Below are 14,396 nucleotides of genomic sequence, written 5' to 3'. Positions count from 1 at the left end.
GCCCTGTTCCCTCCCTTAGCGCCCGAAGGCCGCCTTGAACCGGATACCCCAAGTGCGCGGCGCGCCATAGATGATGCCGCCATCGGCGCTGGAGGAATTCTGGATTTGCGAGGCGATATAGATCTTGTTGGTCAGGTTCTGGGCAAAGGCTTCGACCTGATAGGCCTTGCCGAAATCCACCGTGACGCGGGCGTCGACCACATCGCGTTCGGGCACCAGCGTGTTCGCGCTGGGGAAAGGCGTGGCGTTCTGGCTGGAGAGATGGCTCCATTGCAGGCGGGGCGTTACCTGTACGCTGCCGATGGAAAGCGCATATTGCACGCCCGCATTGAGCGTCAGCTTGGGCGAGAAAGGCAGCACGCGCCCCTTGGGTACCAGACGCAGATTGGTGAGGCATCCGGCATCGGTACCCGCCGCATTGGTGTCGGAGATGCAGGCAGCATTGGCAAATTGCGCGTCAAGAATGCCGCCGCCAAGGTTGAAGCCCAGCGCTCCGAACTGGCCGGTTACCTCAAGCTCGGCCCCTTTGGAATGGCCAGCCAAGGCGTTTTGGGTCGTGGGCAAGCCGTTAACCAGACTGGAAAGCTGGATATCCTTGTAATCGGAATAGAACACGTCGCCATTGACCCGCAGGTGGCGGTCAAACAGCTGGCTTTTAAAGCCCAATTCGTAAACGACATTGCGTTCGGGCGTGAAATTGGGCGTGTTGGGGGTGAGATTGACCCCGCCCGCCTTATAGCCTTTGGAGGCAGTGGCATAGACCATCCCCTCGCGCCCGAAATGGTAATTGACGCCCAGCTTGCCGGTGAATTGCTTGGTCGAAATGCTGCTGGTGAAGGGCAGGGTGAAGCCGCTGCCCGGCACGGCGATGCGGGTATAGATTTGCCCGTCGCTGCTATAGCGCCCGCCAGCCACCACTTCCCAATGCTCGCCAAAATGGTGGTTGATCTGGCCAAAGGCGGAATAGGTGGTGTTTTTGGCGGTGGTGATAATGCTGCTGGTGGAGGAGACAAAATCCGTCACATGGTTGTTGTCGCGCAGCAGCGTGACCGGCACTTTCTCGTCCATGAAAAACGCGCCCAACACCCATTGCGTGGGGCCTTTGCTGGTGGAGAGCAGGTTGAATTCCTGAATAAAGGTCTGGAACTGCGTGCTAGATTGGCTGACGCGGCCGACATTGGCGGCGGGTGGGCGCGGGGCAGCGGTGGCGGTGCGGTCGCCATCCACCTGATCGCGGGTAAAACCATCCTGCCAGGATGTCAGCGAGCGGACTTGCACGCCTTGGGTAATGTCCATCCGCATATCGGCAGCCAGACGATAGCCATGCTGGTTCATATAGGAGCGCGCGTCTTCCTCGATCACAAAGGGATCTTTGGTCACGGCATCATTACGGTTTTTGATGGCAATGCCATTGGAACGCATGTCGAAATATTCGCCGCGCAGATCGACATTGAGTTGGCCGTCAATCGCCTGCAGCCGCAGATTGGCGCGCAGGGCGTCCAGCTTCATATTGCCGGGCTGGCCTTGGGCGTTGCTGGCGATGTTGCGGGTGAAACTGTCGCGCTCCTCATGCACATAGGCAAGGCGCAGGGCCACATTCTTGCCGCCGATATTGGCCGCCACCTCGCCGCGCGCATGGGCGTAATTGCTGCCCAGCAGGTTGATCGAGCCGGAAAAATCATCGAATTTGGCTTTAGGACTGCGCACAAAAATCGCGCCGCCGGTGGAATTCTGGCCGGTCAGCGTGCCCTGAGGCCCGCGCAGCACCTCGATCGAGCCAATGTCGTAAAAGCTCATGCCGATGAATTGCTCGTGCGGGATGAGTTGTCCGTCGATGTAATAGGCCACGCCGGGGTTGGAGGTGGGCGCGCTTTGCGCAATGCCCACGCCACGAATATTGATGAAAGTGGAGCGGTTGACGGTGTTGATCGCCACCGAGGGGGCCACTTGCTGAATATCGGCCAGATTGCCCACGCCCTTGCGCTGCAAATCCTCGCCGGTCAGCACCGTGGCGGAAATGGGCACCTGTTGCAGGCTTTGCTCGCGCCTTTCGGCGGTGACGATAATGTCGGAAAGGCCAGCGCTGGGCGGATTTGCGCTCTGGGCCAGCGCGGGCATGGCGGTGCCGCACAGCAAAAGGGTGATGGCGGGCGCAAGGCGGCTTGTGCGGTTGGTCATGATGGTCCCCTCCCAAGGGCGGTCTGTTCTTGGCGGGCAGTTTATGTAAGGGCTTTCATTGAGTCAAGATTGCTATTTCTCATAATTAATCCCGGCCTGCCACGCAGCGTAAAAACACAGGATTCCGGTGCCCACCATCAACAGATCCAGCCTTAGCGCGCTAACCGGCGCGACCAGCCCCAAGCCCAAAGTCGCCGCTGCGCTGCCCAGCATTTGCGTTGCGCCTGCCAGACTGGTGGCGGTTCCGGCCAGACCTTCCTCGGCAAAGACCACGATGGCCATGGCCGATGGCCCCGCCATGCCCGCGCCCACACCCACCAGTAACACCGGCCCCACCAGCGCAAGAGGGCCGACCCCACCCGCAAACGCAAGCGTCGCGCCCAGCATTGTCCCGCCAAGAATGAACGATGCCCCTGCACTCAGCGCTTTGGCCCCGCCCGCAAAGAGCCGCACCATCCGCGTGCCCGCGATGGAAGCTGCCGCCACCACCAGCAGCCACAGTCCCACCGCCGAGCTGCCTACCCCGCTGGAGCGCAGCAGGAAGGGGGCACTGGCCAGAAACATGTAAAGCGTGCAACTGGCCATGGTCATGGCCAAAGTCGCAAAACGAAAACGGCTGTTGCGTAGAAGGCTGGCATAGTCGGCTGTTAAAGCAGAGGCTTGCACTCGGCCGACTGGCGCTTGGCGTGGCAGGCGCGGCGCCACCAAGATCAGTACGCCCAGCGCCGCCAGTCCCAGCAGGGCAGGGATCGCTCGCCACCCCCAATGGGCCGCCAATACGCCGCCCACCACCGGAGCGAGCGCGGGCGAGATCAGCACGATGGTCATCAAGGTGGCCTGTCGGCGCGCGGCCTCGTCCGCGCCGAACAGATCGCCCACCATCACCCGCGCCGTCACCATACCCGCCGCGCCTCCTGTCGCCTGCATCGCCCTTGCCGCCAGCAACAGCGGCAGGCTGGGCGCGCAGGCGCTGCCTGCCGCTCCCGCAATATAGAGGCACAGCCCCGCCAGCAGCACCGGCCTGCGCCCCAGCCTGTCCACCGCAGGGCCGACCAGCAATTGCGCCAGCCCCAGCCCGATCATATAGACGCTGACCGCCCTTTGCGCGCCGCTGGCATCCACGGCAAATTCATGCGCCAGCGCGGGCAGCGCGGGCACCAGCATATGGATCGCCATAGTGCCCAGCGCCGCCACCTGCGCCAGCCCCAGCATGGTCCCCTTGCCGCTGTGGCTCATGCCATTTGCCGCCTTGCCAGCAGGGATAGGCCCGCACAAAGCGCGGCAATGCCCAGCAAGAGCAGCGTCGGCGGCAGGAAGGAGCCGGTCACTTGGCGCAACAGGCCCATCAGCGGCGGGATGGTTGCTCCGGCCAGACTGCCCGCCATATTGATCACCACAATCCCCATTGGCAGGCTGGCCGGAGCCAGCATTTGCGTCGGGATGGCCCAGAAGGCCGCGACGGTGCAGCCGGTGCAGGCCCCGCCCAGAACAAGGCATAGCAAACCCGCCAGGCCCGGCCCCAGCAACCATGCGCAGACCAGCAGGACCCCGCCAGACAAGGCGGGGATGGCAATATGCAGAAAGCGCTCTCCGGTCTTGTCCGAATGGCGGGCGTTGAGCAACAGACCCAAAGCGCTTGCGGCATTGGGCAGGGCGACAATCCATCCGGTGGCGCTGGCCGAGAGATGTCCCATGCCTTTGACCACTTGCGGCAGCCAGAACATGATGCCGTAATTGCTGGCCAAAATGCAGAACCAGATGGCCGCGCAGGTCCAGCCCGCCGGACTGCGCAACACCGCCCAGCGCTGCTGGCTGGCGGGTGTGGCAGGCGGCGCGGCATGGGCATTCTGCGCTATCCAGCGTTTTTCGTCAGTCTCCAGCCAGCGGGCTTGCTCGGGTTGGTCGGGAAACCAGACCCACGCGAAAATGGCCAGTGCAAGTGCGGGCAAAGCCTCGGCCAGAAACATCATCCGCCATGGCGCCAGCCCCCATGGATTGGCCCAATCGAGCAGTAAGCCCGACACGGGCGCGCCGATCACCTGCGCCACATTGATCGACATAATGGGAACGGCCAAGATCGCCGCGCGATGCCTCTGCGTGGCCCATAGGCTGAGATAGAGCATCAGGCCGGAAGACAGGCCGCCCTCGGCAAAACCGATGGCCAGACGCAGCGCGTAGAGTTGGCCATCATTGCTGACCGTTGACATAGCCGCCGAACACAGGCCCCATGCCGCCGTGATCAGCGCCAGCCACCGGCGTAGGCCCAAGGCTTCGAACAGCAGGACGCTGGGATATTTGGCCAGCATATAGCCGATGAACAGAACCCCCGCGCCAAAGCCATATTGCGTTGGCGACAGGCCCAGCGCCTTGTTCATTTGCAGGGCGGCAAAGCTGACATTGGTGCGGTCTATCGCCCCGATCAGGATGTAAAGCGCGGCGGGAACCACGATGCGCAGGATCACCTTGCGGCTGATGGCATTTTCCAGCGGGTCGGTCGGTGGCGGGGCAGGGGGCATGTTTTCTCCCGTTGGTGCATGTTATGGGGGTAATGATAGCGCTTGCATGACTCCGCGTCGAGACTTATGCATGGGTGCCATGACGAAAATCATTGCCGATTTCGACCCCGAATCCCCAGAGGATTTTGACAGCGCCCATGCCGAATATGCGTGTTTGCGCCGCGAATGCCCTGTGGCTCATACTGATGGGCTGGGCGGTTTCTGGGCTCTCACCCGCTATGAGGATGTGAAACGCGCGGCATCCGACTATAGCGCTTTCACCACCACCCAACAAAATGTCGTGCCCAAAGTGGCCTTTACCGGCAGGCGTCCTCCGCTGCATCTCGATCCGCCCGAACACACGCCCTATCGCAAGGCGCTCAACCCCCTGCTCGGCAAGGAGCGCGCCGACCTGCTGGAGCCCAAGACCCGCGCGTTGACCCGTGCGGCGCTGGCGCCTTTGGTGGCCAAGGGCGGGGGCGATATTTGCGTGGAATTTTCCTCTTACCTGCCGGTACAGGTGTTTGGCGAATGGATGCGCATGCCCGCGCAATGGCTGCCGCGCCTGCATCAGGCGGGCCGCGCCTTCGTGCTGGCGGTGCATATGAACCAGCCCGAGACGATGAAGGAAACCAGCCTCGCGCTTTATGACATAGCCCGCGCGTTGATCGCCCTGCGCCATGAACAGCCCGAGGACCCCGCGCTGGACCCGACCAGCGCCTTGCTGGCAGCGCGGCATGAGGGCGAGGCTTTGACCGATGAATTGATCGTGGGCACGGTACGGCAGGTGCTGGTGGTGGGCATTGTCGCGCCCATGGTGATGGTGGGCAATATGGCGGTGCATCTGTCGCGCGATCGCGCCTTGCAGGACCAATTGCGCGCCGATCCGTCGCTGGTGCCCGCCGCGATCGAGGAATTCCTGCGGCTTTACACCCCCTATCGCGGCTTTGCACGCACGGCGGTGGCGGATGTTGAAATGGGTGGCCGCTGTATCCATGCCGGAGAGCCGATTGCCTTGCTCTATGCCTCGGCCAATCGGGACGAGGAGGTGTTTCCGGACGGCGACCAGTTCATCCTCAACCGCCCCAATATTGGCGAGCATCTGGCCTTTGGTCGGGGCCCGCATAATTGCCCTGGCCTGCATATTGGGCGGATGGAATTGAAAGTGGCGCTGGAGGAATTGCTGGCCGCGACGCCCCAAGGTTTCGAGGTGAGCGGCGAGGTGACAATGAGCCGTTGGCCGGAAATTGGCGCGTTGTCGGTGCCTTTACGCTTTCTCTAGGAAGCTTGTAGGGCGCTTGCATCAAGGCTAGGGTCGCGCAATGAACGAGATTGCCAACCGCAACCCCACGCTCGATGATGTGGCCGCCCTTGCCGGCGTGTCCACCGCCACGGTCAGCCGTTATCTCAACAATCCCAAAGTGGTGGCCTCGGCCACGGGCGAGCGTATCCGTGAGGCAATTGCGCAGACCGGCTATATTCCCAATTTGCTGGCGGGCGGACTGGCCTCGCAAAAGTCGAAAATGGTGGCGGTGCTGATCCCGCATCTCACCGATTCCATCTTTAACGACACGATCCAGACCATGGCCGAGGAATTGGCCAGCGCAGGCACGACCGTGATGATGGGCCTGACCGGCGTGACGCAGGAGCGCACCGACCAGCTCATTCTGGCGGCGATGGGGCGGCGGGTCGATGCGATCATTTCCACCGCGCCGCTGGGGCCCCAAACGCGCGATCTGATCGAGCGCTTTCCCGGTCTGTTTATCCAGATCTGGGAATTGCCGGAGGATCCGCCGCAATTGGCGGTGGGTTTCTCGCATCGCGATGTGGGGCGGGATGTGGCGCGTTTCCTGCAATCGCGTGGCTATCGCCGACCGGTGCTGGTCACGGCCGAAGGCACGCGGGCGCGGATGCGGTCGGACGGGTTTGTGGAGGAATGGCAGGCTCTGGGCGGGGGCAATGTGCCTGAACTCTCGGTCGAGGTGCCATCCCGTTTCGGCCATGCCCGCCGCATCTTTGCCGAAATGCGGCGGATGGCCGAATTGCCCGATGTGGTGGTTTGCGGGTCGGACCATCTGGCGCAGGGGGTGATTGTCGAGGCGCAGGCGGCGGGCTTGCGTGTGCCCGATCAATTGGCGGTCATGGGCTTTGGCAATGCGCAGATTGCGGGCGATATGCGCCCCACCATCACCACGGTGGATATTGATGGCGCCCGTATCGCGCGTGAGGCGATTGCCGCCATCCGGCAACATGGCGCGGGTGGTAAATTGCTGACCCACAAGGTGGACGTCGGTTTCCGCCTGATCGCCCGCGAAAGCGCTTGATCCGCCAGTCTGGCTGGTCAGGGCGGGTTGTTGAATTACGACAACATGTCATAGATATGTCACCGAATTGCATCTAAATCATCATCTTCGCACAGTAGGAGGCCCCCAGCGCCATTTGGCCGTTTCCTAAGGGGGTTTCATGTCCGGTTTGTTGCATAAGGTCGCTAGTCCGGCCCGCTTGCTCTCGTCTGTCGCTCTGGTGGCTATCGCCACCACGCCGCTCCACGCTGCCGAGGCAGAAGAGGCCGCGTCCGAAATTATCGTCACCGGCACCTATGCCAAGAGCCTTGAAAAGGCCGCCGAGTTGAAGCGCAAGGCACCCTATGCATTGGATGCAGTCAATGCCGAGGATATCGGTCGCTTTCCCACCCGCAACGCTTCGGACGCGCTGCAACTGGTAACCGGCGTCACCGTGGAAAAGCAGCGCGGCACCGGCCTTTACGTCAGCGTGCGCGGCCTTGGGCCCCAGTTCCAGAACACCCAGCTCAATGGCCGCACCATTGCTGTCAATGATCTGATCGAGAATGGCGGCGCACGCGGTCGCCAGTTCCGCTTTGAAGTGCTGCCTGCCGACCTTGTCTCGCAGATCGAGGTGGTGAAGACCCCGACCGCCGACATGGACGATGGCGCCTTGGGCGGCAATATCAACATCCGCACGTTCAAGCCGCTGGAACTGGGCAAGAAGGTCGCCTTCTCCTTGCGCGGTTTCCGCAATGATGTGGCCAAGAAGGGCGACGTTTCCTTCTCCACGCTGGGCAGCTGGAAAAATGACGCGGGCACGTTTGGCGTGCTGGCCTCGGCCATGGTGGAAGACAGCCATGTCCGCACCGACCGCCTGTATCAGGTGGGCTGGAACCTCAACAAGTTCACCTCGGTGCTGGGCAGCGGCTATTATACGCCAAGCCGCACCCGCTCGACCATCGAAACCGAGCACCGCCGCATGGCCTCGGGCACTTTGGCCTTGCAATTCAAGCCCAATCCCACGCTGCAAACCGATATTGACGTGTTGGTGACGCGGCTTGACGTGGCCTATGACGAATTCGGCATGGATATCTATCCTGACGACACCACATTCCGCACGCCGACCTTTGTCGCGGGTAGCCAGCAGATCGTGGGCGACACGGTGCAGGGCGGCACGATCAACAATGTGCGCTTCATGGCCAGTCGCGAAACCAGCTATAACCGCCATGACCTGACCGCTTTTGGCCTGACGCAAAAATGGACGCCGGGCGCTTTGGACGTGAAGGCGGATTTTGCTTATTCGCGCGCCCGTTCCTATCACCCCGATGGCCGCGCCACCACGCGCAACCGTCTGGCCACCTATGCCCCGCTGACCTATAGCTTTGGCAATGGTTACAAGGCGCTGCCCACGCTGACCACAACGACAGACCTCACCAATCCGGCCAATTTTGTGGGGCAGGCTTTCGACTATACGTTGAAGGACTCGCGCGACACCGATCTGAGTGCGCGTCTGGATGCGGGCTACAAGCTGGAAGGCGCGGTGAAGCGTTTGGCCTTTGGTGCCGAATATCACCATATGAAGCGCGATTATCGCCGCCGCGACTGGGTGCTGAACACGATTTTGGATGTGCCTTTGTCAACGCTCGGCTCGTCCTATACCGAGGCGTTGCCCTATAATGACTTCTTCTCCAATTTGGGTGGCAATCTGCCGCGCACTTGGGTGAACCCTTCGGACACGACGTTCTACGCCAATCTCTATACGCCTACCATCGCTGCTCAGGCTCCCTCCACGGCGGATCTGCGCAACAGCTTTGTGGTCGATCAAAAGATCACCGGCGCCTATGCTCGCGCCGATTTCGAATTTGATCTGGGCCTGCCGGTTTCGGGTAATATCGGCATCCGCTATGCCCATACCAAACAGGTGGCCAGCGGCACGCTGACCAATGGCACCACCGCGCAGCCGGTGTCTTACCCCAAGAGCTATGGCAATTGGCTGCCCAGCTTTAACCTGCGCGCCGAATTGACGCAAAAGCTGATCCTGCGTCTGGCAGCATCGCGGGTGGTGAACCGCCCCAATGTGACGGATTCCGCCCCGCGCATCACTGTGGCGCGCGATACGGCCACGGCCAGCGGCGGCAACCCCGAATTGCGCGCCTATGAGGCCACCCAGCTGGACGCTACGCTGGAATATTACCCCTCGGCCAGCGCCGCGCTGACGGGTGCTGTGTTCTGGAAGAAGATGGATGATTACATCACCGCCCAGAACACCACCATTCAGGTGCCGGGCCGTGGCGACATTCTGCTCTCCACCAATGTCAACGGCGGCGATGCCAAGCTGAAGGGCATGGAAGTGGCCTTCAATCAAAAGCTGACCATGCTGCCCGCGCCCTTCAACGGCTTTGGCATGCAGGCTTCGGCCACGGTGGTGGACAGCAAGGCGACCTATACCGCCGGCAACCGCCAGATCCGCGACGCTTTGGTGGGCCTGTCCAAAACCAGCTACAATCTGGTGGGCTATTACGAACAGGGCCGCTTCAACGCGCGTCTGGGCTATTTCTGGCGCAACCGTTACCTGTCGAGCATCGGCAGCACGACCACGGCTGAATCCTATGTTGCCCCCTATGGCAGCCTTGATGGTTCGGTCAGCTATATGGTGGCCAAGGGCCTGACTTTGGGCGTGGACGTGTCGAACCTGACGGATTCAATGCGCTATGTTTACGGCAAGGACGCCAATCAGCCGATGGAACTTTATCACTGGGGTCGCACTTTCACGATCAACCTGCGCGGCAAATTCTAAGCCTTAGCATGATGATACAGGAGGCGGTCTGCATGGCGGATCGCCTCCACTTTTTGCCTATGAAAGAAATGCCTATGCTCGCCGCCCGCCTCGTCGCTTTGCTGCTTTTGCCTCTCTCCATGGCCCCCGCATGGGCGCAGGCACCGGTCACGCAGGCCGTGGCTGCGCCCGATAATTTGCGCGATGTACCGCTCAATGCGATGCGTGTGTTGGGTTCGCATAATTCCTATCGCCCCGCGCCCAGCGAGGCTGACCTTGCCTCCCTGCGCGCATGGCTGGGGGATCGTGCGGCAGGGGTGGAATATGGCCATCTGCCGATCGCCCAGCAATTGGACCTTGGGCTGCGCCAGCTGGAATTTGATCCCTATGCCGACCCCAAGGGCGGCCTTTTCGCCGCGCCCCATGCGGGCAATCCGGCAGCCCATGCCGAGATGCTGCGCCCCGGTGCCAAGGTGTTGCATGCTCCCGTGGTGGATGCGGGCACGCTTTGCCTGTCGCTGGAAGGCTGCTTTGCCGAGGTGAAAGCATGGTCCGACGCCCATCCGGGCCATCATCCGATCACAATTTTCGTCAATGTGCGCGATGAACCTTTTGCCGACCCCCGCATGCCCAAAATCGCGCCCTTTGACGAAGCGGCACTGGCGGCGCTGGATGCCAGCGCGCAAACCATCTTCGGCCGCGACCACATTATCGCGCCTGACGATGTGCGGGGATCGCGCCCCACTCTGCGCGCAGGTGTCACCGGTGGCGGTTGGCCCAAGATCAATGCCAGCGCGGGCAAGGTGATGCTGGTGCTCGATTCCAGCCCGAAAATCGCGCAAACCTATCGTCAGGGTCATGCTTCCTTGCGCGGGCGGATGATGTTTGCCTTCTATCCCGAAGGCGATGCCGAAGCCTCTATTTTCAACCTGCAAGACCCCGTGGCCGAGGAAACCCGCGCCAAGGCTTTGGTGGCGCAGGGCTTCATGGTCCGCACCCGCGCCGATGCCGACACGCGCGAGGCCCGTGCCAAGGATTACAGCCGCCTTGCCGCCGCCTTGCGCAGCGGGGCGCAGATTATCAGCACCGACTATTACGCTGGAGCGCCCGATCCGCTGCATCTGGGCTTTACGGTGCGCTTGCCGTGAAGCGCCTTCTGATCGCCGCCGCGCTGCTGCTGTCCGGCACGGCGGCGGCTAGTGAGCGCTTGCCAAAAGGCATGGTGGCTGAACGTCTGGTGATGCTCTATCGGCATGGGGTGCGCGCACCTCTGGCGCCCGAGGCGGCATTGGACGGGTTGGAGCATCAGCCTTTGCCCGATTGGCCCGTGGGCGAAAGCATGATGACCCCGCATGGGCTGGATGCTCTGACGCAACAGGGGCGCGAGCATGCGCGTCTGTGGCAGCATTGGGGTCTGTTGCCCGCGAAGGCCTGTCCTGCGGCGAAAGATGTGGCGATCTGGACCAACACCTCGCCGCGTACCATCGCCAGTGGTAAAGCTCTGGTGCAAGGCATAGTTGAGGATTGCTCTTTGCCAGTGGGCCATCTGGATGAGGCACAGGTCGATCCCCTGTTCGAACCTCTGCGGGCCGGAGCGGTGGAGTTTGACGGGGCGAAGGCCTTGGCCTCGGTGTGGGCCTATACCGGTGGGGCGCAGGCACAGGCGCGGCGCTATGCAAAGACCCTAAGGTTGATGCAGCGGGTGATTGGTTGCAAAATTTGTGATCTGTCGCAGGAGCCTGCCAGCCTGGGTCTGTCATCGGATGGGCGCGAACTGGTGCTGACCGGCCCGATCCGCCGTTATTCGGGCACGGCGCAAGTGTTCCTGCTGCAATATTTGCAGGGCATGCCGATGCGCGATGTCGCGTGGGGGCGGGCAGATCTCTCCCGCCTGCGCCAATTGGGCGCGCTGCATGCGGCCTTGTTCGATGTCTATGCCCGACCGCCCTATCTGGCGGCGCGAGTGGCTGGCCCTTTGGCGCGGGACATGGCGCAGAGCCTGACCGCGCCCGCTGGGCCAAGGGTCAAGCTCTATATGGGTCATGATACCAATATTGCCGCTCTGGGCGCGTTGCTGGGGCTGAAACCTGCTTTTGCAGGCTATGCTGCGGGGGATCCTCCGCCCGGTGGCGGGGTGGGTCTGTTGCTTTTGCGTGACAGGCAGGGGCGGCGGTGGCTGCGCGCCTTTACCTCGTCCATGTCGCCTGTTTCATTGCGGCAGGGGGCGGCGGGCCATCATGGCATGGCGCTGCGGGATCTGCGCTGGCGCCATTGCGCCGGAGCCAAGGGGAGCTTGTGCCCGCTGCCCAGTTTTCTCGCTTTGGTGCAACTTCGGGCTGTTCCTGTCATGACGGTTCAAGGGCAGGCGCGCTAAGCACCTGCCCCCGTGTCCTATTGTGCGGCCACCTTGGGCAAATAGGGCGAGGCGACCTGCGCCACGGCCCCATTCACCGCCTTGCGCCAGCAGTCTGACCTGCGCACCACGCGGTTAACCTCGGCATAGGAACCACTGCCGCCGCCGCATACTTCCAGCGCGGCATTCTCGATGCGGGACAGCACATGTTTGGCCGCTTTCGGGCTGTCGGGGCGCGCCATAATGCCGCGCAGAATGACCGTGTTGACCTCTTCTTTGTCCGTTGCTGCCTCCGTCGCGGCCATCGCCTGTGCGGCAGCAGCAAACAGCAGGCCCAGCGCCAGAGGGGCAAAAGCCAGCACGCACAGGGTCCGGCTAAAGCGGGTGGAAGAGGTCTTGGTCATCATATTGGTCCTTTTGTGATCTCCTGAATGGATGGAGGCTCTCTGGCGCAAAAGGAGCTGGTGTGAACAGGAACGATCCGATACAATTATTCCGAACCGTACTGATGGAATCATCGATACAATGCTGGACACAATTTTCCGGACACAGGCTGATCAGGCAGGCGAGGCAAAGCCCCGCACCCGCACCGAACAGGTGATGGAACTGATCCGTCAGCGGATCGAGCGGCGGATGCTGGTGCCCGGGGCGCGCCTGCCTTCGGTGCGGGCGATGGCGGAGACTTCGGGCTTTTCCAAATCCACCATTGTCGAGGCCTATGACCGTCTGGCCGCCGAAGGGGTGATCCGTGCCAAGGCCGGGGCGGGCTTTTTCGTTTCGGCTCCCTTGGCCCCCTTGGCCCTGTGCGAGGTCGAGGCGCCCGAGGCGCGCGAGATCGATCCGGTCTGGCTCTTGCGCCAATTCCATGACGAGCGCGAGGGCTTGATCAATGCCGGATCGGGCACCTTGCCGCAGGATTGGCTGGCGCAGGAATCGATGGGTAAGGCCTTGCGCGGCGCGGCACGCCAAGTCCCCTTGCGGGGGCAAAGCGACCTGTTGGGCTATGAACCGATGCGGATGCTGATCAGCCGCCGCATGGCCGAACAGGGGGTGGAGGCCAGTCCCGACCAGATCCTGTTGACCGACAGCGGCACGCAGGCGCTCGATCTGGTCTGTCGTTTCCTGTTGCAGCCGGGCGATACGGTCCTGCTGGATGACCCGTGCTTTTTCAATTTCACCGCGCTGTTGCGGGCCCATCGGGCAAGGGTGGTGACCGTGCCGATGACCCCGCAAGGGCCTGATCTGGTCGCCTTTGCCGAGGTGGTGAAACGCGAAAAGCCGCGCCTCTATATCACCAATAGCGCGATGCATAATCCCACCGGCGCCACCCTGTCGGCCAGCCATGTCCATCGCGTGCTGAAAATCGCGGCCGAAGCGGATATGGTGATCGTCGAGGATGACATTTTCGCTGATTTCGAGATGGAATGCTCGCCGCGCTATGCCAGTTTTGACGGATTGGAGCGGGTTATCCGCATCGGCAGCTTTTCCAAAACCGCCTCGACCGCCATCCGCTGTGGCCATATTGCGCTAAGGCCGGACTGGGTAACGCCCTTGGCCGATTTGCGGGTGGTAACAGCCTATATGGGCAACCCTTTGGGCGCGCAGCTGTTGGTGACCATGCTGACCGATGGAACCTATCGCCACCATATGGAAACCTTGCGCCGCCGTCTGGCGCGGGCGCGGGCCAAGGTGGGGGCGCGGCTGATTGGGCTGGGCCTGCGGATCTGGTGTGAACCGCAGGCGGGCATGTCTTTATGGGCGCAATTGCCCGATGGCATGGATGCCGCCGCCTTGGCGCGAGAGGCTGCGCGCGAGCAGGTGGTGTTGGCACCCGGCGTGGTGTTCAGCCCGTCGGGCGGGTGGCAGGATTATCTGCGCATCAACACCGTGCATGGCGATGATGAGCGCTTCTTCGCCTTTCTCGCCAAGGCCTGTGCCGCAAGAAAGAGTTAGGGCGGAAGGGTTAGTGTCCCAGCGCCTGCGTGATCTGTGCCTCGGCCGCGCTGGCCAGAGCGGCCAGTTCGCGCAGGACTTTGGCCGTGTCCAGCAGCAACGCCTCGCTTACCGGCCTTTCCCCGCTGACAAAGCGGCGGATCGCCCTTTCATCAATCCCCATCCGCCGCGAGGCTGCCGAGGGGCCGCCCAGAACCTGAATGCAATGGGCGAAATGGTCGCGCATTTCGGGCGAGGCTTCGGGCGAGGTCATGGCTTGGGGCTTTCTTGCTAATAGATCTAGTTTGCGCGCCTGTGGCAAAGCAGCGCTTGCGTCAAGAGGGGGCATGATCAGCATGCCATCAAGTGCTTTACAG

The 14,396-nt window shown here is 62.2% G+C and carries 11 protein-coding genes; 6 read left to right on the top strand and 5 right to left on the bottom strand.

The features are described 5' to 3' along the window. Nucleotides 1-15 precede the first annotated feature (15 nt). The 3 genes from EOE18_RS07835 to EOE18_RS07825 all read right to left on the bottom strand — a co-directional run bounded on the left by EOE18_RS07835 (nt 16) and on the right by EOE18_RS07825 (nt 4,694). A complete protein-coding gene (locus tag EOE18_RS07835) occupies nt 16-2,178 on the bottom strand; it encodes a TonB-dependent receptor (RefSeq protein WP_127707943.1) in 2,163 nt (720 codons plus the stop codon). 72 nt (nt 2,179-2,250) lie between these two features. Continuing rightward, the gene (locus EOE18_RS07830) at nt 2,251-3,414 is read right to left on the bottom strand and encodes an MFS transporter (protein WP_127707941.1); all 1,164 of its coding nucleotides are present in this window, start codon (nt 3,412-3,414) and stop codon (nt 2,251-2,253) included. Then, nucleotides 3,411-4,694, bottom strand: coding sequence for an MFS transporter (locus EOE18_RS07825; protein WP_127707939.1), 1,284 nt, complete (start codon nt 4,692-4,694; stop codon nt 3,411-3,413). The genes EOE18_RS07830 and EOE18_RS07825 overlap by 4 nt, the downstream gene beginning before the upstream one ends. 79 nt (nt 4,695-4,773) lie before the next feature. On the opposite strand from EOE18_RS07825, the gene EOE18_RS07820 reads away from it, so the two are divergent. The 5 genes from EOE18_RS07820 (at nt 4,774) to EOE18_RS07800 (ending at nt 12,108) form a co-directional block, all read left to right on the top strand. Beyond that, a complete protein-coding gene (locus tag EOE18_RS07820) occupies nt 4,774-5,955 on the top strand; it encodes a cytochrome P450 (protein WP_127707937.1) in 1,182 nt (393 codons plus the stop codon). Between the two features lie 40 nt (nt 5,956-5,995). Next, nucleotides 5,996-6,997, top strand: a complete 1,002-nt coding sequence (locus EOE18_RS07815) for a LacI family DNA-binding transcriptional regulator (protein WP_127707935.1) — start codon at nt 5,996-5,998, stop codon at nt 6,995-6,997. Nucleotides 6,998-7,136: 139 nt separating this feature from the next. Continuing rightward, nucleotides 7,137-9,755 carry a TonB-dependent receptor gene (locus EOE18_RS07810; RefSeq protein ID WP_127707933.1) on the top strand — a complete coding sequence of 873 codons (2,619 nt, stop codon included), beginning with the start codon at nt 7,137-7,139 and terminating at the stop codon, nt 9,753-9,755. A gap of 74 nt (nt 9,756-9,829) precedes the next feature. After that, a complete protein-coding gene (locus tag EOE18_RS07805) occupies nt 9,830-10,882 on the top strand; it encodes a Ca2+-dependent phosphoinositide-specific phospholipase C (protein ID WP_127707931.1) in 1,053 nt (350 codons plus the stop codon). Further along, entirely contained in the window at nt 10,879-12,108 is a 1,230-nt protein-coding gene (locus tag EOE18_RS07800) for a histidine-type phosphatase (protein WP_127707929.1), read from the top strand. Before EOE18_RS07805 ends, EOE18_RS07800 begins: the two co-directional genes overlap by 4 nt. Nucleotides 12,109-12,125: 17 nt before the next feature. On the opposite strand, the gene EOE18_RS07795 is transcribed toward EOE18_RS07800, so the two are convergent. Beyond that, on the bottom strand, nt 12,126-12,494 hold the full coding sequence (locus EOE18_RS07795; protein ID WP_164852699.1) for a UrcA family protein: 369 nt from the start codon (nt 12,492-12,494) through the stop codon (nt 12,126-12,128). A 118-nt stretch (nt 12,495-12,612) separates the two neighbouring features. Here EOE18_RS07795 and EOE18_RS07790 point away from each other — a divergent pair, with 118 nt between their 5' ends. Continuing rightward, complete coding sequence (locus EOE18_RS07790; protein WP_127707925.1) at nt 12,613-14,040, top strand: aminotransferase-like domain-containing protein; 1,428 nt, start codon at nt 12,613-12,615, stop codon at nt 14,038-14,040. Between the two features lie 10 nt (nt 14,041-14,050). On the opposite strand, the gene EOE18_RS07785 is transcribed toward EOE18_RS07790, so the two are convergent. Next, nucleotides 14,051-14,293, bottom strand: a complete 243-nt coding sequence (locus tag EOE18_RS07785) for a hypothetical protein (RefSeq protein ID WP_181953026.1) — start codon at nt 14,291-14,293, stop codon at nt 14,051-14,053. Nucleotides 14,294-14,396 lie beyond the last annotated feature (103 nt).

It is taken from the genome of Novosphingobium umbonatum (assembly GCF_004005905.1).
Taxonomy (GTDB): Bacteria; Pseudomonadota; Alphaproteobacteria; order Sphingomonadales; family Sphingomonadaceae; genus Novosphingobium; species Novosphingobium umbonatum.
Note: the sequence above shows the minus strand (reverse complement) of the source record. Positions and strands in the feature narration are given on the sequence as shown.